Source organism: Adhaeribacter rhizoryzae, assembly GCF_008629685.1.
GTDB classification, from domain to species: domain Bacteria; phylum Bacteroidota; class Bacteroidia; order Cytophagales; family Hymenobacteraceae; genus Adhaeribacter; species Adhaeribacter rhizoryzae.
This window is the reverse complement of sequence record NZ_VWSF01000007.1, coordinates 163,423-183,156: the sequence shown is the minus strand read 5'-3', so window position 1 is coordinate 183,156 and position 19,734 is coordinate 163,423. Positions and strand designations below refer to the sequence as shown.

Sequence of the window (19,734 nt, the reverse complement as noted above, 5' to 3'; positions counted from 1 at the left end):
CCTTAACAATATGATTGGCTCACGCCTTAACCCGAAATCGCCCCGGTTTTCTTACCCGAAACTGACTTTGTCGGTTTTAAGTATATTTTGCCTTTTTTACCTAAGTGGTTGCAGCGGCACCAGCAAACTGCCCGAAGGCAAGCGCTTGTACACCGGCGCCAATGTTAAACTCGAATCGAAAGAAAAAATAAAGGACGAAAGTGCTTTATCTACCCAGTTGGCCGCTACCATTACGCCCAAACCTAATACTTCTTTTCTGGGCATTCGCCCCGGCTTGTTCTTTTACAACCTGGCCGGCACGCCCAAAAAGAAAAAAGGTCTGCGCAGCTTCATTAAAAACAATTTAGGCGAAGAACCGGTCTTTTACGATTCGGTTAATAACGAACACATTGCGGCTTTAATGGTAAACCGCTTAAACAACGCCGGTTATTTTAACTCTACGGTGGGTTACAAAGAAAACGTAAAAGATAAAACCGTAAACGTTACCTATACCGCACAGGTAGCAAAGCCCTACACCATTAGCAGTATTGTTTACCCAACCGCCGCCAGCGATTCGCTAGACCAGCTTTACCGCGATATATCCGCGTCGCAGGCGGCGAGTCTGTTAAAAGCAGGCGATAATTATAATTTAGCTACGTTTACCGCGGAGCGCGTTCGGATAGATGCTGAACTGAAAAACAAAGGTTATTTTTATTTCGACCCGGACCTTATATTATTTAAGGTAGATACCACCCAGAATAATTATACCGTAAATATTTACCCAACCATTAAGCCCGAAGCACCCGCTAAAGCCCTGGTGCCTTATAAATTAGGCGATGTGCGCATTTATACCAACTATACGTTGCGGATGGATAGTACCGCCTACCCTAATCCGCCGGTGCGGGTACAAGGTTACCATTATTACCCCGATGAAAAATCGCTGAAAGCTAAACATTTACTGCCGTCCGTTTTTCTGGAAAAAGACAGCCTTTACAGCCGCCGCGACCACGCGCTTACGGTTAGTCGCCTTATGGGCTTAGGCTTGTTCCGGTTTGTAGATTTGCAGTTACGCGACAGCGATAGTTTGGCGCAGGCCCTGAATGTAAATATTCGGTTAACGCCTTCGCGGCTGCAATCGATGCGGGCCGAATTTGAAATGGTTACCAAAACCAACGGCTTTGCTGGTCCGGGTTTTAACGCCCGTTACCGCCACCGTAATTTAATGCGCGGCGCTGAGCAGCTACAGATTAATTTTAACATTAGCCAGGAATCGCAGGTAGGCGGCAATAAAAACCGGAGTGGTTCCGATACCGGCAACACCGAAACCAAAAGCGGTATTAATTCTTTTATGTTTGGTACCCAGGCCCAACTGGATATGCCGCGCTTCATGACGCCCTTTAAAACAAATAATCTGCGTTCTGAATTTGTGCCTAAAACCCGCTTTACCTTGGGCTACAGCTACGTTAACCGGGTAACTTTTTACCAGATGAACGCCTACAATGCTACTTACGGCTATGTCTGGCGACCGAAATCGCGCATTACCCACGAAATTACCCCGGTAAACCTGCAATTTGCGCGCCTGAGCAAGGTTGGCCCGGAGTTTCAGGAACGGCTAAACCAAAACTTGTTTTTGCGCCGCAGCTTCGAAGAGCAATTTATTGTGGGTTCTATGTATAACTTTACCTACAACACCCAGAACCAACAGCAACACAGAAACGATTTTTTCTTTAACGCTAACATTGATTTATCGGGTAATTTACTCAGCCTGTTTACTTCTAAAGTGCAGGGGCAAACCGAAATTCCGAATACTTTTGTAAAACAGCCTTTTTCGCAATATTCCCGGGTAGCACTGGAAGGCCGTTATTACCAGCAACTTACGCGCGGCAGCCGTTTGGCTTCCCGTATTATTATTGGCGCTGGTATTCCGTATAAAAATTCCGAAACTTTACCGTATATCAAGCAATTTTTTATTGGCGGCTCTAACAGCATCCGGGCTTTCCGGCCCCGCGAAGTTGGTCCGGGCACTTACTCGGTTACCACAGATCCCAACCTACAAGATAACGCCAGCAACGGCTTCTTCGACCAGACCGGCGATATTAAATTTGAAGCCAACGCCGAATATCGGTTCGATATTATTCCGTACCTGAAAGGCGCCGTATTTGTAGATGCCGGTAATATTTGGCTGGCCCGGGCCAGTGCCGACCGCCCCGGCGGTGAATTTATCTTTAGCAAAGCCTTAAGCCAGTTAGCCGTTGGAACCGGAGCCGGGTTGCGCATCGATGCCGAGTTCTTTGTGCTGCGTTTTGATTTAGGTGTGCCGGTGCGTGATCCCATTCAGGCCAGCCCTTACGTGTTCACCTTCCCACCCGAACGTAAAAGCATGGTACTCCACATTGCCGTTGGTTATCCGTTTTAATATTGAACAGTTAAACAATAACTTTCAAGAAGCCTACACCTGTCATTCAGGAGGAACCTATGTAGCAGGTAGCCAACAAGTTTCCTCCTGAATGACAGGTGTGGGATCAGTATGTAAAAAAGTTTTGAAGATATTTCAAGATAAAAACTAAGCATTGAGCGGAATTCACATTGGAACATCGGGCTGGCATTACAAGCACTGGAAGGGGCTGTTCTATCCGGTAGGTATGCCGCAACAGGAATATTTAGCCCACTACCTTAAATATTACCAAACCGTCGAAATAAATAATTCTTTTTACCGCCTGCCCACTTACGAAACCTTTGCCAATTGGCGCCAAGCCGTACCCGATAATTTTGTATTTGCGGTAAAAGCCAGCCGGTACATTACCCACATGAAAAAGCTCAAAGACCCGCAAGCTTCTTTGGCTAATTTCCTGCAAAACGTAACTGCTTTAGAAGAAAAACTAGGGCCTATATTATTTCAGCTACCGCCCCGCTGGCATTGCGATTTGGAGCGCTTCCGCCAATTTCTACAGGCCTTACCCTCCGGTTTGCTATACACCTTCGAGTTCCGCGACCAAACCTGGTACAACGAGCCGGTATACGATTTGCTGCGGCAATACAACGCTGCTTTTTGCATTTACGATTTAGAGCAGCACCTCTCGCCAATTATCGCCACTGCCAATTTTGTTTATATCCGGCTCCACGGCCCAGTGGGCAAATACAACGGCAGTTACTCCGACGAAGCCTTAATGGGTTGGGCCGAAGCCGCCCGCACCTGGCACGCCGAAGGCAAAGCCGTATATATATATTTTGATAACGACATTGGCGGCCACGCTGTAACCGACTCCCAACGGTTAATTGCTCTTTTAAACCCTAGCTAAATTTAATTCCTCTGGTCTGACTTTTGCATAATTTTCTGGTAGATAAACAACCTGATATTATTAGAGATGCTGCGCCTGAAAGCAAGTATTTTTATTTGATTATTTGTTAGACTTGCATACTACATAATATTCCGAAAAAAACAGCGTTATTTAACCGTATAATCCTAATATTATTGGCTTAACCATAAAGCCGATCAGGATAACAACATCCTTTCATTCAAGTTATTAAACTTAAATAAGGAACAAGGATAAATATTTAATCTATTTGCAAAATCCTAAATATGAAATAATCAAAAACACCTAAAAAACGTAAATTTTAAGGCACTAATTTAATATTGAAGAAGATGAAAAAGCAATATTTTTCCCTGGTGGTGCGCAGGCTTTATTTAGTGTTGCTGGCCATTGGCGTTTCTGCTCCGGTGGCCTTCGGGCAATATTTTGGCCGGAACAAAGCGCAATACAAAAAACTGGATTTCGAGGTACTGGAAACCCCGCACTTCGAAATTTATCATTATTTAAAAAACAAAACCGTACCCAACGAACTAGGCCAAGCCAGCGAGCGCTGGTATACCTGGCACAGCAAAATACTGGGGCACCGGTTTAAGCAGCAAAACCCCTTAATATTTTATAACCACCACGCCGATTTTCAGCAAACCACAGTTATCTCGGGTTTACTGGGCACTGGTACCGGCGGGGTTACCGAGGGTTTGCGCAACCGGGTTATTATGCCGCTTACGGCTTCTAACCAACAAACCGACCACGTACTAGGCCACGAATTAGTACACGCATTTCAATACGATATGCTCTTGAACAACGACTCTACCAGCGCCAACAACCTGAATAATATTCCGCTTTGGATGGTTGAGGGGCTGGCCGAGTACATGTCGATTGGCCGCGTTGATGCGCATACGGCTATGTGGATGCGCGATGCGGTTTTGAACAAAGATATTCCGACGGTAGATGACCTATACCGGAAACAGCATTTGTACTTTCCGTACCGTTATGGTCAGGCGTTGTGGGCGTATATTGCGGGTTTGTACGGCGATAATATTATTGCGCCGCTGTTCCGGGCCACCGGTAAATACGGCGTTACCCGGGGTATGCTATTAACGTTGGGTTCCGATGATAAAGGAATTTCCCGGGCCTGGAAAAATGCCTTAACCGATTATTATGCGCCCTTCATGAAAGATACCACGGCCGTAGTGGGCAAGCGTTTGATTTCGGAAAAGAACGGCGGCCAAATGAACGTTTCGCCGGCGTTGAGCCCGGATGGCAAATACGTAGCTTTTATTTCGGAACGGAACGTAATTTCTACGGACCTGTATATTGCCGATGCCCAAACCGGTAAAATTATTAAGCGCATTTCCAATAATTTCCAGCGGTCGCACATCGATGAGATTAGTTTTCTGGAAGCCGCCGGCACCTGGTCGCCGGACAGCAAGCAGTTTGCTTCTATTATTTTCTCGAAAGGCCGGACTAATTTACTGGTGCTGGATGTGGCGCGGGGCCGTACCGTTCGTGAGATAGAAATACCCGGTGTAGAATATATTAATAATGCGGCCTGGTCGCCGGATGGTCGTTCTATATTAATTTCGGGTTTGGTAGAGGGCCGCAGTGATTTGTACCTCTATGACCTAAACACCAGGAAAGTAGAAAACCTAACCAACGATGCGCATTCTGACCTGCAACCGGCTTGGTCGGCAGATGGCCGGCAAATTGTATTTGCTTCGGATAGGGGCGACGCCGAGCATATAAATTTAGGAGGTTACAGCGCGTACCGTTTATGCACCTTAGATTTAGCTACCCGCCAGGTTAACGTGCTGGATATATTTCCGGGAGCCGATAACCTGAACCCGCAATTTGGCCCAGATAATAATCGCATTTATTTTCTGTCTAACGCCGATGGCCTGCGCAACCTGTACGAGTATAATCTAACTGAAAAGCAAGTTTACCGGCTTACCAATTACTTTACTGGCATCAGCGGTATTACGGCTTTTTCACCAGCGTTAAGCGTTTCTTCCCAAACCGGACAAATGGTGTATAACGTGCTGCGCAACCGGCAATACAGCGTGTTTGGGGCTAATGTAAACCAATTTACCCGGCAACCGGTAGCTACTAACCAGGTAAACCTGGCCGCCGCTACTTTACCACCCGCCGATAAACTGGCGAACGATCTGGTAGGTAATAATATTCGTACCCAAGCCCGCAACAAATTGGCCGATTCTATGGCCTTTACCTCCCGGGCCTACGATCCTAAATTTGAGCTAACTTATATTGGTGGTTCGGCTGGTGGGGGTACGGCTACTTACCGGGGCCAGGGTCCGGTAGCGGCCGGTGGTGTGGCTACTTTGTTTACTGATATCCTGAATAACCACCAGGTAATGGGTGCGGTACAGCTAAACGGTGAAATATACGATTTAGCAGGGCAGGTGGCTTACCTGAATCAGAAACGGAAATTTAAATGGGGAGCCAGCATTGGCCACATTCCGTACGTATACGGCGGCGCCTTTTATGCCCAGGATACCATTCAGGTAGGGGATGGCCAAATGGAAGTTTTAAATTCCGGCTTGGTGTTGCAGCGGATGTTCCAGGATCAGGCAGCTCTTTTTGGTTCGTATGCTTTCTCGCAGACCAAACGCTTTGAGGTAAGCACCAGTTTTGCCCGCTACAGCAACCGCGTCGATATTTATAACACGTATTATGATGCTTTGGGTCGGTATGTGGGGGAAGATCGTGAAAGAGGCGAGTCGGCGCCTGGCTTTAACTTAGGCCAAACCAGTATTGCTTTTGTGGGTGATAATTCTACTGCCGGCGTTACCTCACCGCTAAATGGGCACCGGTTCCGGTTCGATATTGGCCGGACTTACGGCGGCATTAATTACAACACCATTTTGGCTGATTACCGCAAATATTGGTTTACCCGCCCGGTGGGGTTTGCGCTTAGGGCCATGCACTACGGCCGTTACGGCGGCGATGCCGAGCGGATGTTCCCGCTGTATTTGGGTAACGAATATTTTGTGCGGGGCTACAACAACGCTTCGTTCCGCGGCGACATGACTCCCGATGAAAACAGCTTAAGCATAAACCAGGTAATAGGTAGCCGCTTAGCGGTGGCCAACGCCGAAGTACGTTTGCCTTTTTCCGGCCCCGAACGGTTATCGCTGATTAAGTCGGGCTTTTTGTTCTCGGACCTGGTATTTTTTGCCGATGGTGGCTTGGCCTGGAGCAAAGCCGACGCAGTAAGCATGAGCGCTAAAACCGCTAGCCGCAATATGCATTATCCGGTTTACAGCACCGGCGCTTCGCTACGGATTAACCTGTTTGGTTACATTATAGTAGAGCCGTACTACGCTATTCCGCTGCAACGAAACGGATTCCAGCCAAACTTTGGATTCTTCTTGTCGGGTGGTGGTTTCTAAATTTTAGAAATAAAATGTATATAAAGTTTTTGTAATATAAAATATTTTATATATTTATGTAAATATCGGTAAAGAACTTCCTGTTTTCATACCTATATAAGCCTGGTGGTACAAAACGCCAGGCTTTTTTATGAACCAGACTTAATATTTTCTTTCCAGAATTGTAGATTAAAAGTGCCGGCACCAATTGCCTGTACATAAAACAGAGCATTAAAGCCTTTGGCGTAGGCGGGAATTTTTAGGCTTTTACGTTTACTAAAAACACCCATGTCCGGTACCCAGGCTTTCCCGGTTCTTTCTATATTCCAAACCACCGCTTCCTGTACATTCGATTTAAAATAATATCCACTAATATCGTACCCGGCCGCTTGGGCTAACCGAATATATTTTATTCTTTCCAGGGCAGTAGGATTACAAATATTCTTTTACCGCCCTCTTCAAAGCGCTGCAGATATTAAATAATCGTATTTAACTGCTCTTAAAATAACTTAATAAAATAGGGTTAAAATTAGCTTAACTCTAATTACATGCGGTTTAACCGGCAAATTTTTGACTTTAACGAATATTTTCTTACTACTAAGTTTGCCTTATTACATTTGAGTAGACCAATTAAAAAACTCAAATTTATTCCACAAGCATGAAAAAATTATTTACTCTGCTGGCTCTTGTATTTTCGGTAAATTTTGGCATTCTGGCCGCTGACAGAACGCCACAAGCTATAGATGCAGAAGCAACTGCTCAAACCCGGGCATTAGAAAAATCGCTAAATTTTAATGAGTACGAGTACATTCAGATTAAGAAATTAAACAAACAACGGCTGCTGGATTTGTATGGCGCTAAAGCCGAACTAGCTACCGATAGCAATGCCTTAGCTTCTAGGCTGGCACAAATCGAGAAAAACTTTGACCAAGCCGTTTTGAAAGTATTGCATACCAATGTTCACTCGGTTTATGCGCAATTGCGGCAAACCACTTCTGCCGAAACCCCAAATGGCGTTTTTTAAGCATTGTTGAATTTTAAATTAAAAAGAGAAGCCTGTAAAAACAGGCTTCTCTTTTTTACGACTATTACTAACTCCTGTCGACTAATAAATTTATACCGAGAAAGCTGTAATTTGCCACCAGATATATGCCTGCCGGCAGAACAAAATGACGAAAGTAACTTCCAGCCTACCAGACAAAATATTGGCCTTTATTTATTTTATTGGCTTCGAAGTTCTCGTTTACTATATTCTGTCGTACTTGCTCTTCGACCAGGTTGAGAAGAACCCCGATGAAAGCCAATCTATTATAGTACAGAACTGGAATAGCTTTGTATACTTTGTGCTGCTGTATGCGGCCATTGTTATTGGTACCATGCTGTTACTTACTTCGGCCTTGCCCCGGAAAAACAAACCTCGCGTAATGCGTTATTTCTGGCTTTCGTGGTTGGGTTTACTTATAATGCTGATGCTGGGCTTTAATTAGAGCTGCTGGCACCTAAACAATGTTTAAGTACCTTTCACAACTATCCTCATTCATTATTCCGTTCAGCGGCATTATCGTGAATAGCCTGGGCCCAACCGGGTACTTTATCTGATTTACTTTCTTCGCCAGTAGCACGTTCATTGTTGCTACCTGGGTCAGGCAATATTTTATCCATCAGGGCAAAATATTCGGTCATGAAGCCCGGCGAAATGCCGTGTACCAGTTTCGCCAACTTCCCGTAAACACTCAGCGTTAGTTCGGCATCGCCGCGCCGGCAGGCCCTTACAATCTTCTTCGCCGATTTTTCGGCACTCATCGAAATTAACGGGAAAGCGCCAATGGTAGCAAACCAAGCATATTCTTCTTCGTGTTTTCCTTTTACAATGGCGTGCCCCACGCTGCCGGTGCGCATTAACCACGGGTTTATGGTGGTAACCGGAATATTATAATCGCTCAGCTCGGCCCGTAATCCTTCCGATAAACCTACCAAGGCAAATTTGCTGCCGCTGTAAGGGATCATATGCGGTACACTTACTTTACCCCCAATAGAGGCAATATTTACGATGCGTCCTTCCCGGCGTTTTTTCATGCCCGGCAATACGGCCAAAGTCATGTACAGCGGTCCCCAATAATGGGTATCCATTGCCTCGCGGAAATCAGCAAGGGTTTGGTTTTCCAGCGGCCCCGCCTGAATTACTCCGGCGTTATTTACCAATACATCTATCCGGCCAAAATGGGATTCTACTTGTTGTACAAAGTTGTTTACTTCTGTTTCATGTCGCACATCGCACGGCAATGCCAGCACCTCGGTACCACTGCCGCTTAATTCCTGGCGAGCAATTTCCAGTTCTTCGGCATCGCGGGCACAAATGGCCAAACGCGCACCTTCTTTGGCAAAACGCCGGGCCAGCACCAATCCCAACCCACGGGAGCCACCGGTAATTATTACTACTTTGTCTTTAAAATTATAGCTGTTTCGTTGACTGGTGAGTACCTGGTAACCCAGGAAAGCACCGGCTCCAGCCAGGGCTATCCACGTATTTCTGCGTTGTTGATCGTTCATGTTATTTAGGGTTAAGGTTTTATGGGTTGTACGCCCTACACACGTATATCGTTCGATAGAAAATAATTGAAAGCCTCCGTTACAACCCAAGCTACTAAAACATTTCCGCCGCCGCTGCAACACAACGCTTATTGGTTACCGTTAAAGTAAGTTTTCGGATAGCAAACTGGCGGAAAATATATTCTCTTTTGCTCTGGCTAATCCGCAAACGCTAAAATCAACTTGTAGAAATATGGCCTCTGTTGTACAAAACTTACCTTTCCTAGACGCAGAAAGCGGCGCTTATAACGTAATAATTGAAACGCCTAAAGGCAGCCGGAATAAATATACTTACGATGAACAACTGCAATTATACCGGTTGAAAGGTGTACTGCCGGCCGGCGCTAGTTTCCCTTTCGATTTTGGCTTTTTACCCGGTACCCACGGCGAAGACGGCGACCCGCTGGACGTACTGCTGCTCATGGATGAACCGGCTTATCCGGGTGTGTTGGTACCAGCGCGGTTAATTGGCGTAATTGCCGCGGAGCAAACCGAGCACGGCAACACCGTCCGGAATGACCGTTTACTGGCTGTTTCTACTATTTCGCGCACGCACCAATCGCTACAGGATATTAAAGACGTGGATAAACATTTACTCACCGAGATTGAGCATTTTTTTAAATCTTACAATGCTATTAAAGGCTATAATTTTGAAGTAATTGGCCGTTTTGGAGCGAAACGTGCCCAGGCGTTGGTTGCTGCGGGTGGTAAGTTGTTTCAGAAAATGCAGAAAGAAGGGGGATGAAAAGGATTATCTTTTGAAAGATTTCATCTTTCAATGCTTTGGTGCTAACTATCTTCTGACGCCTAAGTTGCCTCCTGCCCGGCGGGGCTCGTTTGGTCATTCGGGCTGCTCATCTTTCCTTTGCTCGTACCTCGCAATGCTGCGCACCGGAAAGCTGAAAGGCCCTCATCGCCCAAACTGACGTAGCTGGCTTCGTAGCTGCTGCTTATTGCGGATGTTAATACTCGTGAAATGAAAACATACAATCCTTTAAAAAGCGAATCACCAAGTTATCTTTAAAAAAATATTAACCTTATTCGATTAGGTAGCCTCCTCCGGCACTACCTGCGGCTTTGAAGTTTTGGCTTTGGCCCGCAAAATCAGGATAACACCGGGTAAAATAAACGCGCCAGCCAGCAGCATCTGCCAGGTAATGGCTTCACCGCCAAATAACCAGCCTAATATTACCGCTACCAGCGGGTTAACATACGCGTACGTAGACGCCTGGCTCGGCGGCACCACTCTAATAAGCCAACTATACGCATTAAAACCCACTAACGAGCCAAAAACAATCAGGTAGCCAAAAGCCAGCCAACTCTTAAGTGATACTTGTTCCACGTGAAAGCTAGCTACTTCGCCGCGCAGGGCAGCCGTTATGAGCAGGAAAAAGCCGCCGGCCAGCATTTGCAAAGCTGTATGAATAAGAGGCGGCGCAAGCGTTTTAGCAACCGATGAATACAAGGAGCCAACCGTCCAGCCAATAGTACTGATAATAATAATTCCTAACCCAACCATATCCAACGCATGACCTGTTAACTGACCGGGACCAATTAGTACGACCATACCGGCAAGACCTAAAGTTAAACCAATAACGGTGCGGGAATTAGGGCGGGCATTGCCAAAGAAAAGCCAGCCCAGCAATACAACCCAAACCGGGGAAGTAGCAATTAATAGGGCGGCAATACTCGAAGGAATGGTTAATTCGGCGTAAGCGACGCCGCCGTTGCCAATTAATATTAGCAGCAAAGCCACAATAGTGGCGGCTTTAACATTGGGCCAGGTAGGTGCCTTAGCTTTATTTACAATTCGGGCATACAAATACAAGCAAGTCCCGGCAATTACAAACCGCAACCCCGACATTAAAAAAGGCGGAATGGTTTCGTTGGTAAACCGGATACCCAGGTACGTAGAGCCCCAGATTATATAAATAGCCGCAAATGCCAGGTATATCTGCCATTTAGGCGGCTTAGGAACAGCAGATGGGGTTTGAAGTGCGGCCATATGGTGGAGCAAAGGTTAATTATTTGCAAACTTACCATTCCTGCTCTTTTCGCCTCCATTAGTAGGTATAAATTCTGTGGTTTATGCTGATTAAAATTGTGGTAAATTCGGAAAACTCCAATTAAAAGTTGCGTATAGTAGGCGCTATGGATATGGTACAAATATTAGGATTAGTGGCGGGCGCTTGTACATCTCTGGCAGCAGTGCCGCAATTAGTTAAAACCTGGAAAACAAAAGAAGTAGAAAATATTTCGATGAAAATGTTTCTGTTTTACGTGGTTGGTATGAGCATGTGGCTAACCTATGGCATCATAAAATCGGATTTACCCATTATTATTACCAATGCCATTGCCCTAACTTTTCATGCGCTGATGCTCTTTTAAAACTGAAATATAAAAATAAAGCTGGAACAGTTACGGTTCCGGCTTAACAACTTACCGCAAGGTGCTGCACAGATATAATTCCGCGGATTTGTTGCCTCTTACCGGTGTACCCAACTCTTGCCTTACCGGCTGGTTCAGCTTAATAAAAAGTAAAAGATCAACATAAAATATTCTTTATAGAGCTACCTTCTCATTTGTATCTTTTTCATATCACCCTACCTGAAGGTTAAATTAAATCAGCTTTTATAGTACCTTTTGCCTGATACGGGCATTACTTCTTCCGGAATATTTAAGTATTTTTTCAACCTGAATACAAAAGATTGCATTTATCTAACCTACGGGGTATCTTTTTTTGCGTATGTGGGGTATCCGTACTTAATTTGTTTTATCAAGTCTGAACACTATGAAAAAATTTACCAACCTTTCTCCTTTATTTGCGCTGCTGGTTTTTACCGCAATGCTATTTTTTAGCTCATGTTCCAGCCAGAAGCAGCATTTCTCTTTTACGCCAGCACCGCCTGCTTACGTTAAAAAACAAGCACCCGCACCTGTAAAAACTACGCCAACCGAAATAAATAATACCGATACGGATGCTGCTACTTTATCTGCCAGTGCTACGCTTGTCCAGGCAACGGTACTGCCCGAAGTAGCTGCCCTGGAAAGCAGTAAAGCCGAATCAAATAATAAAACTGCCACAACTTACAAAGCTGGTCTAGCGGCCCCTGTATTTCAAAAAAGTCAGAAACTAACACTGGCGCAGAAAGTAGTAATGCACAAAGTACAAAAACAGGTAAAAAAGTTAAGCACTCAAGCCAAAGCTGCAGCCGGCCCGGTATCTAATCGGAATGCCATTGCCCTGGTATTAATAGGTATAATTTTGGCTGTATTTGCGACCCTGATTGGCGGCGGTTTAGGTAATTTATTTTATACCTTAGGTATTTTAATATTACTGGTGGGTCTGATACTGCTTATCCTCAACTACGTCTAACCTTTTAACTTAAAATATTATCAGCCGTTCCGTCAGATATCATTTATGCTGGCAGAACGGCTTTATTATTAACGGCAAGTGATCATCCGGCTAAAGCCGGAGGCAATTTAAGGTCTAAATAAATACAAAAACTACCCTTAATCTTTCTATTTTTTTAAATCTGGCAAGACAGCCGCTACTGGCAAACTACATCAGTTTGGGCGATGAGGGCTTTTGGAAGATTCTCTTCTGAGTTTCCGGAGCGCAGCATTGCAAGGTACGAGCAAAGGAAAGATGAGCAGCCCGAATGACCAAATGGGGCCCGCCGGCCCAGAGGCTTCTTAGGAGATTGCTAACTGTTAGCACCTGCACCTTGAAAGATGTAATCTTACAAAAGAAAAAAAATAGCTAACCTTTTCTCTATAGAAAGTTAATTGGAGCTACAGTAGCCAGCCCGTTAAATTATTTTACGTAACACCAGTTAGAAATTTATTCCTTAATTTCGCAGCCGGTTTTTAAACATAAAACATCCACTACTATGAGTAATTTCCGCATCGAAAAAGATACCATGGGACCGGTAAATGTACCGGCCGATAAATATTGGGGTGCTCAAACCCAGCGCTCGAAAGAAAACTTTACCATTGGCGGCCAGTTAATGCCCAAAGAAGTCATTCAGGCGTTTGCTATTCTTAAAAAATCGGCCGCTTATGCCAACACCGAGCTGGGTGTACTACCCCGCGAAAAAGCCGATATTATCGCCCGGGTGTGCGACGAAATATTGGCCGGCGAACTCGGTGACGAATTTCCGCTGGTAGTATGGCAAACCGGTTCGGGGACCCAAAGCAACATGAACGTAAACGAGGTAGTAGCTAACCGGGCGCACGTGTTGTTGGGCGGCAACTTACTCGACGAGAAAAAACAAATTCACCCGAACGATGATGTAAATAAATCGCAGTCGTCGAACGATACGTTCCCAACTGCCATGCACATTGCCGGGTACAAAATAGTAGCCGAGCATACCCTGCCCATGGTGCAGAAGCTGCGCGACACGCTGCACCAGAAATCGCAGGAGTATATGAACGTGGTAAAAATTGGCCGTACCCACCTGATGGACGCGACGCCGCTCACGCTGGGCCAGGAGCTTTCGGGTTATGTATCGCAGCTCGACCACGGTATGCGCGCGCTGCGCAATACGTTAGACCATTTAAGCGAACTAGCTTTGGGTGGATCGGCCGTAGGAACCGGTTTAAATACGCCTAAAGGTTACGCTGAACTGGTAGCCCAGAAAATTGCCGAATTCTCGGGTTTGCCGCTGCGCACCGCCGAAAACAAATTTGAAGCTTTGGCTTCGCACGATGCCATAGTAGAAACTTCCGGTGCTTTAAAGCAACTGGCGGTTAGCCTCATGAAAATTGCGAACGATATTCGTTTGCTGGCTTCCGGTCCGCGGTCTGGTATCGGCGAAATTATTATTCCGGAAAACGAACCGGGTTCTTCTATTATGCCGGGCAAAGTAAATCCCACCCAGGCCGAAGCCATGACCATGGTTTGCGCCCAGGTAATTGGTAACGATGTAGCCATTAGCGTAGGCGGCATGAATGGCCATTTTGAGCTGAACGTGTTTAAACCGGTTATGATTTACAACCTGCTAGTGAGCGCCCGGTTATTAGGCGACGCCTGCGATTCTTTTGACAAGCATTGCGCCGTTGGTATTGAGCCGAACTACGAGGTAATTAAGCGGCAACTGGAAAATTCTTTGATGCTGGTAACCGCCCTGAACCCGCACATTGGCTACGAAAATGCCGCTAAAATTGCCAAAAAAGCCCACAAAGAAGGCACTACCCTCCGCCAGGCCGCTATTGACTTAGGCTTACTCACCGACGAGCAGTTTACCCAGTGGGTTCGGCCGGAAGATATGATTGGCAGTTTAAAAGACTAAGCCAATTGTAGTATTTAAGCGGTTTATTACAATTACAAGAAACGGCCTTTTAAGGCCGTTTCTTTTTACCTCTCTTGTTATCTTGCGCTGGTTGCCCTCTTCTTTTATCCGGAAAGCTTAATCTCGTATTCGGTCTATTTAACTAATCATTATTACAGCTAACAGAAGAAGGCTTTCAGCAGTGGCAGCTTTCGCAATTCTTCCGATCATTTAAGCACTAAAGCCCTATATACAATTTGTTATGTATATTTAGCGTTTCTGCCGCTGTTGCTTTCAGCCAAGGTTAGCAGCGCCTGGATGTTTCAACCTATTTAAGCATTATGAATAAAGAAAATCTGACCCAGGGTATTGTACAGACAAAACAACATTTTGAGGTTCTTGATGGCTTAAGAGGTATTGCCGCGCTGGCGGTGGTCATTTTCCACTTTATGGAATGGATTTTTACCGATTTCGACAAAAACTTTATTGGTCATGGTTTTTTAGCGGTCGATTTCTTCTTCTGTTTATCAGGGTTTGTAATAGGCTATGCTTACGATAGCCGTATCCGGGAAATGGGAGTAAAGGAATTCTTCAAATTAAGGCTAATAAGATTGCACCCTTTAGTGATTTTGGGTTCTGTATTGGGCTTATTGGGCCTTTTCTTAGATCCCTTTGCCTCACCCATAACTTACGATGCAGGCAAACTTCTATTGCTGTTTGTTTGCTCCGCTTTTCTTATTCCCTTTCCGGTAATGCAAGACCGCGCTTTTAATCTTTTTGGACTCAATGCGCCCTCCTGGTCGCTTTTTTATGAGTATGTAGCCAATATTTTTTACGCGGTGGTTCTTTATAAGGTAGGCCGCCGTTCCCTGGCTGTACTAACTTTCCTGGCTGCGATAAGCATTTGCCTGGTTAGTTACCGGGCTGGAAACCTGTTGGGCGGATGGTCGAAAGACAACTTCTTAGATGGTGGTGCCCGGGTAGCTTACTCTTTTTTAGCCGGTCTCTTGCTTTTCCGTTCTAATTGGATTATTAAAAACAAGCTTGGGTTTACCGGCCTGGGCATTTTGTTGCTTTTAGCCTTTATCATGCCCGGGTCTAAGTGGAACTGGCTGACGGAAGCGCTGGTGGTACTCTTCTATTTTCCCCTGCTGGTGGCGCTCGGCGCCGGCTCCAGCTTATCGCCGCAATGGAAAAAGGTTTGCCGGTTTGCCGGCAATATTTCTTATCCGCTTTACATGACGCATTATGCCGCTATCTGGGTATTTGGAAATTATTTTATCAAAGAAAAGCCGTCGGCTGGCGAACTAACCTATATTGTTATACTGGGCAGCATTTTCCTGGTAGTTATTGCTTATTTGGCAATGAGGTTCTATGATGTACCCGTCAGGAAATACCTGGCTAAAAAACGGCGCAAACCCGAAAGCATTAGCCTTATTAACCTTGATAATAGCCGCTAACGGTTATTATATGCAAAGCCCGTAGCGGAGCAAGGAATTTGTATGTAAAGTGTTACCAACAGTTATTCTTTTTATCAGTCAACAAAGGTTTCTTTTATTATTCTTTTACAGGCAGCGGCTTCAGAAGAATTCAGTTGCCCTAAAATCTTAACAATCCGTATTTTATCGATTGTCCTTATCTGATCTATAACTACCCAGCCAGTCTGATTGTTATGTTTTACTTTTACACGTGTTGGGTAGGGGTGGCTTTTTGTAGTCATTGGGGCAATGACTACGGTCTTAAGGTTATGGTTAATCTCATTAGGTGAAACTACCACACAAGGCCTGGTTTTCTGAATTTCACTCCCTACAGTCGGATCAAGGTTCACCAGCACGATTTCATATTGATTTACTTCCATTCCTCAAAGCTTTCATCATCAAAAACATCGTTGAGTAGAAGTTGATCCTCACCATTCTCATGCATTTTTTTGAAAGCTTTATCCCAGCCTTTTCTTGGCTCATCAACTGGCTTTAGTATAATCTGCCCTTCTTCCAAAATCAGCTCAACCTTATCCTTAATATTGTATTTGTCTAGAATAGACTTGGTCAACCGAAGCCCTTTAGAATTTCCTATCTGAATAATTGATACTTCCATAGTTAAAAAGCATTAATGTAATTACAAAGTTATTACATTAACGCCTTTATTCAAGTCGAAGTTCTAAATTTTTCAATTATAGATAACGTACAAGGCTTTGCAATGGCATAGCTACCGTAAAGGTGTGGTTGGTTTTAATATTTTTATTTCTCAAATACTTTCTCAAAATCAATTTTTATAGGTTTTCCTGCCGGGAACTTAGATGATGTTAAAACAGAAACCTTTACCTTCCATTTACTTTCCGATATTTTTGTCCCTTCAATTATGCCGCTTTCAACTTCGTAAGTTCCTCCCGCCCAAGTGCCAATTTCCTGATAATAGCAGTTCGATAGTTTTATATCGTTATCTGTAAAGCGGAATTGTGCTGCTTCTGTGTTTAATTTAAAAGTGAAATTTTAAGCAATTCATCATCATAAGCATTAATATAAACGCCATAATGGTGTTTAGCCATCCATCTTCCAAAATGTATACTTAATTGGACAAACGAATATATTATATTTAAAACTATATAAAACAAAGCTGTCGGAGAATATTGCTTATAGTTAGGTCGATATACATGATAAGGCTGCTATCTAAGTATAAACATAAGGCAGTCCAGGAAGCATATTATGTTAGAAAAAATTAAGTAGCCACGACCAGCAATGCAACGGATACATAGGCTTAGGCCTCAATCTTACGGCAAATTAATTGCAATTCAGCCCGTTTTTTGTTAACTTCCATTACCGTGTACAAAGCATCTAAAGTCCGGATAAATATATTCGGAGGGTGTTCTGTCCAGACCAAGGTTAGTAATTTTATTTAATCCTTTGGTTTATGAAACTGCTGCTGGTATTCCGCTGGGTGCTGGTAACCACTTTAACTTTGGTGGCCTTGTTCTACCTGTTTATGTCGCAGGCCGAAAAGGATAAAACCCCCAATATTATTACCGCTAACACAAATAAATTTCCGCCGCTCATGCTTACCGGCGATTACCGCGCCTTAATTCGGCTACAGGACACCACCGTTCTGCTGAATGAATCTATCACTTTCTCTAAATCGGATTTAGACTCCTTGGTGGCCAAAGACTTGTACGGCGGCATAACAGATACCGCTTACCTGCAACATATGGGCACCCTAGGGTGGCACCCCGCAAACGCCGCAGCCGGCAAAATAACTTTAAAGAAAACGAAAGCAATTCCGTACCAAATTAGCCTGCTGCAAAAAACCAAAAATATTGCCGTACCCCTGCTTTACACCCCCGATAGCGTGGTACTAAATAAAAGCGCCCGGCGTTGGCAAAATATTGAGGCAGTAAACGGTGCGGCCAACATGCATTACGGCCTTGGCCTGGATTATATTCCTTCGGATAAATCGGATATTAAGCTGGTAGCGCGGCGCGGCAGTGTGTTGGCTACTTATCCGCCTGCCACGCCCCAACAATTACTCGATGCTGATGACAACGAATTATTTACCTTCGACCCCAAACAAATTCAGCCCCTGGCCTTAAACGACGAAGAAATTCATACAACTACGGTAAATTTTCAACTCGTACATCCGTTCTACAACAATGCCATCGGGCAAATAGTAAAAGATTGGTCGGCGGGTAAAATTATGGGTTGGTTGCTGATTAGCCTAATGGCGCTTTTCGCTGATAAAATTAAAGAACAGTTGTTACAACCTTTGGTGCAGAAAGCGTTTACGCCATCCCGAAGAAAATCCAAAGCCGCCAGCAAGAAGGCAAACTAATATTCAGGCCTATTATTTTAAACCGCAGGAAGAACAAACTTAAACCAGAAGCTGCCCCAATAGAAAGTATTCCGCTGGTAAATATTTAAGGTAAGTTTCGCGCCGAAACAAGCAGATTTTAACTATTTTGCTTTCGTAAATTAATTTAAGTACAGGTGATGTATTACTTTTTAAAAGGTAAATTAATTTTTCTAAAGGCAATTACTTCTTAACCTTAGCAACCATGACTTTAACTTCACGTCGCGACATTCTAAAAACCTTGGCTTTGGGCAGCGCCGCTGCACTGTTCTCACCGCATACACTTTTATCGGCCACTTTACCGCAAAAAACCCGGTTAGGCGTAGCTTTGGTGGGTCTGGGCTATTACAGCACCGATTTGCTGGCACCGGCTTTGCAACAAACCAAAAATTGCTACCTCGCGGGCATTGTAACCGGTACCCCGTCTAAAGCCGAAGCCTGGCAGAAAAAATACAATATTCCGGAAAAGAATATTTACAACTACCAGAATTTCGATCAGATTGCCAATAACCCCGATATAGATGTAATATATGTGGTGTTGCCCCCATCGATGCACCGCGAATACGTAGTTAGGGCGGCCAATGCGGGCAAGCACGTGTGGTGCGAAAAACCCATGGCTATTACGGTGCAGGAGTGCCAGGCCATGATTGATGCCTGCCGCAAAAATAAGAAAACTTTAGCCATTGGTTATCGGTTGCAGCACGAACCTAATACCCAGGAATACCGCCGCATTGTGCAAAAGAAGCTTTTGGGCAACGTACAAAAAGTAAATTGCGCCGCCGGCTACCGCGAGGGCCGCACCGACCACTGGAAACAGAAAAAAGAAATGGGCGGCGGTGTGCTCTACGACATGGGCGTTTATGCCATTCAGGGAGCGCGTATGGGAACCGGCATGGAACCTATTGCCATTTTATCGGCCAAAACCTCTACTATCCGGCCCGAAATTTATAAAAACGGCCTCGACGAAACTACGGTAGCTACTTTAGAGTTTCCGGGCGGTGTAAGAGCCGATATTAAAACCAGTTTTGGCGAAAACACTAATTTTTTAAATATTACCTGCCAGAAAGGCGAAATAAAAATGGAGCCTTACTCGGCTTATGCCGGCGTAAAAGGTAGCAGCCCGCTGGGCGAAATAAACCACTCGTACCAACTGCCCTGGCAGCAAGCCAATCAAATGGACGACGATGCGCTGGCCATTATGCAAAACAAGCCCTTGCTGGTACCCGGGGAAGAAGGTTTACGCGACATAAAGGTTGTAGAAGCTATTTACAAATCGGCGGCTTCGGGCCAACGGGTTAAAGTATAAGTGCGCTGTCGTTACCGGTTAGGGCCTGTAACGGCAAGCTTCTACCAAATAAA

Annotated in this window: 16 protein-coding genes; 12 read left to right on the top strand and 4 right to left on the bottom strand. The window is 44.8% G+C overall.

Going from position 1 to position 19,734, the window contains the following annotated elements; genetic code table 11:
* Window positions 1–10 precede the first annotated feature (10 nt).
* The 5 genes from tamL (at window position 11) to F0145_RS11555 (ending at window position 8,163) form a co-directional block, all read left to right on the top strand.
* Window positions 11–2,395: a translocation and assembly module lipoprotein TamL gene (gene tamL / locus F0145_RS11575; RefSeq protein ID WP_150088565.1), complete on the top strand. Its 2,385-nt coding sequence runs from the start codon at window positions 11–13 to the stop codon at window positions 2,393–2,395.
* A 154-nt stretch (window positions 2,396–2,549) separates the two neighbouring features.
* Window positions 2,550–3,278, top strand: coding sequence for a DUF72 domain-containing protein (locus F0145_RS11570; RefSeq protein ID WP_223815988.1), 729 nt, complete (start codon window positions 2,550–2,552; stop codon window positions 3,276–3,278).
* Window positions 3,279–3,622: 344 nt separating this feature from the next.
* Window positions 3,623–6,697: a PD40 domain-containing protein gene (locus F0145_RS11565; protein ID WP_150088564.1), complete on the top strand. Its 3,075-nt coding sequence runs from the start codon at window positions 3,623–3,625 to the stop codon at window positions 6,695–6,697.
* A 637-nt stretch (window positions 6,698–7,334) separates the two neighbouring features.
* Window positions 7,335–7,700 (top strand): hypothetical protein, encoded by a 366-nt coding sequence (locus tag F0145_RS11560; protein WP_150088563.1) that lies wholly within the window; start codon window positions 7,335–7,337, stop codon window positions 7,698–7,700.
* Window positions 7,701–7,845: 145 nt separating this feature from the next.
* The gene (locus tag F0145_RS11555; RefSeq protein ID WP_150088562.1) at window positions 7,846–8,163 is read left to right on the top strand and encodes a hypothetical protein; all 318 of its coding nucleotides are present in this window, start codon (window positions 7,846–7,848) and stop codon (window positions 8,161–8,163) included.
* Window positions 8,164–8,209: 46 nt separating this feature from the next.
* Here the strand turns inward: F0145_RS11555 and F0145_RS11550 are convergent, their stop codons facing one another.
* Window positions 8,210–9,226 carry an SDR family NAD(P)-dependent oxidoreductase gene (locus F0145_RS11550; RefSeq protein WP_150088561.1) on the bottom strand — a complete coding sequence of 339 codons (1,017 nt, stop codon included), beginning with the start codon at window positions 9,224–9,226 and terminating at the stop codon, window positions 8,210–8,212.
* Window positions 9,227–9,458: 232 nt separating this feature from the next.
* Between F0145_RS11550 and F0145_RS11545 the strand changes: the two genes are divergently transcribed.
* The gene (locus F0145_RS11545) at window positions 9,459–10,010 is read left to right on the top strand and encodes an inorganic diphosphatase (protein WP_150088560.1); all 552 of its coding nucleotides are present in this window, start codon (window positions 9,459–9,461) and stop codon (window positions 10,008–10,010) included.
* 300 nt (window positions 10,011–10,310) lie between these two features.
* On the opposite strand, the gene F0145_RS11540 is transcribed toward F0145_RS11545, so the two are convergent.
* On the bottom strand, window positions 10,311–11,270 hold the full coding sequence (locus tag F0145_RS11540) for an EamA family transporter (RefSeq protein WP_150088559.1): 960 nt from the start codon (window positions 11,268–11,270) through the stop codon (window positions 10,311–10,313).
* Window positions 11,271–11,398: 128 nt separating this feature from the next.
* Between F0145_RS11540 and F0145_RS11535 the strand changes: the two genes are divergently transcribed.
* The 4 genes from F0145_RS11535 to F0145_RS11520 all read left to right on the top strand — a co-directional run bounded on the left by F0145_RS11535 (window position 11,399) and on the right by F0145_RS11520 (window position 15,998).
* Window positions 11,399–11,653, top strand: a complete 255-nt coding sequence (locus F0145_RS11535; RefSeq protein ID WP_223815987.1) for a SemiSWEET transporter — start codon at window positions 11,399–11,401, stop codon at window positions 11,651–11,653.
* A gap of 403 nt (window positions 11,654–12,056) precedes the next feature.
* Window positions 12,057–12,641 (top strand): hypothetical protein, encoded by a 585-nt coding sequence (locus tag F0145_RS11530; RefSeq protein WP_150088558.1) that lies wholly within the window; start codon window positions 12,057–12,059, stop codon window positions 12,639–12,641.
* Between the two features lie 517 nt (window positions 12,642–13,158).
* The gene (gene fumC / locus F0145_RS11525; RefSeq protein ID WP_150088557.1) at window positions 13,159–14,559 is read left to right on the top strand and encodes a class II fumarate hydratase; all 1,401 of its coding nucleotides are present in this window, start codon (window positions 13,159–13,161) and stop codon (window positions 14,557–14,559) included.
* A 320-nt stretch (window positions 14,560–14,879) separates the two neighbouring features.
* A complete protein-coding gene (locus tag F0145_RS11520) occupies window positions 14,880–15,998 on the top strand; it encodes an acyltransferase family protein (protein WP_150088556.1) in 1,119 nt (372 codons plus the stop codon).
* Between the two features lie 74 nt (window positions 15,999–16,072).
* On the opposite strand, the gene F0145_RS11515 is transcribed toward F0145_RS11520, so the two are convergent.
* Window positions 16,073–16,396 carry a type II toxin-antitoxin system PemK/MazF family toxin gene (locus F0145_RS11515; RefSeq protein WP_150088555.1) on the bottom strand — a complete coding sequence of 108 codons (324 nt, stop codon included), beginning with the start codon at window positions 16,394–16,396 and terminating at the stop codon, window positions 16,073–16,075.
* Window positions 16,387–16,632: an AbrB/MazE/SpoVT family DNA-binding domain-containing protein gene (locus tag F0145_RS11510; protein ID WP_150088554.1), complete on the bottom strand. Its 246-nt coding sequence runs from the start codon at window positions 16,630–16,632 to the stop codon at window positions 16,387–16,389. Before F0145_RS11510 ends, F0145_RS11515 begins: the two co-directional genes overlap by 10 nt.
* Window positions 16,633–17,445: 813 nt before the next feature.
* On the opposite strand from F0145_RS11510, the gene F0145_RS11505 reads away from it, so the two are divergent.
* Together F0145_RS11505 and F0145_RS11500 are read left to right on the top strand one after the other, a co-directional pair.
* The gene (locus F0145_RS11505) at window positions 17,446–18,357 is read left to right on the top strand and encodes a hypothetical protein (RefSeq protein WP_150088553.1); all 912 of its coding nucleotides are present in this window, start codon (window positions 17,446–17,448) and stop codon (window positions 18,355–18,357) included.
* 223 nt (window positions 18,358–18,580) lie between these two features.
* Complete coding sequence (locus tag F0145_RS11500) at window positions 18,581–19,681, top strand: Gfo/Idh/MocA family protein (RefSeq protein WP_150088552.1); 1,101 nt, start codon at window positions 18,581–18,583, stop codon at window positions 19,679–19,681.
* The last annotated feature ends 53 nt before the right edge of the window (window positions 19,682–19,734 follow it).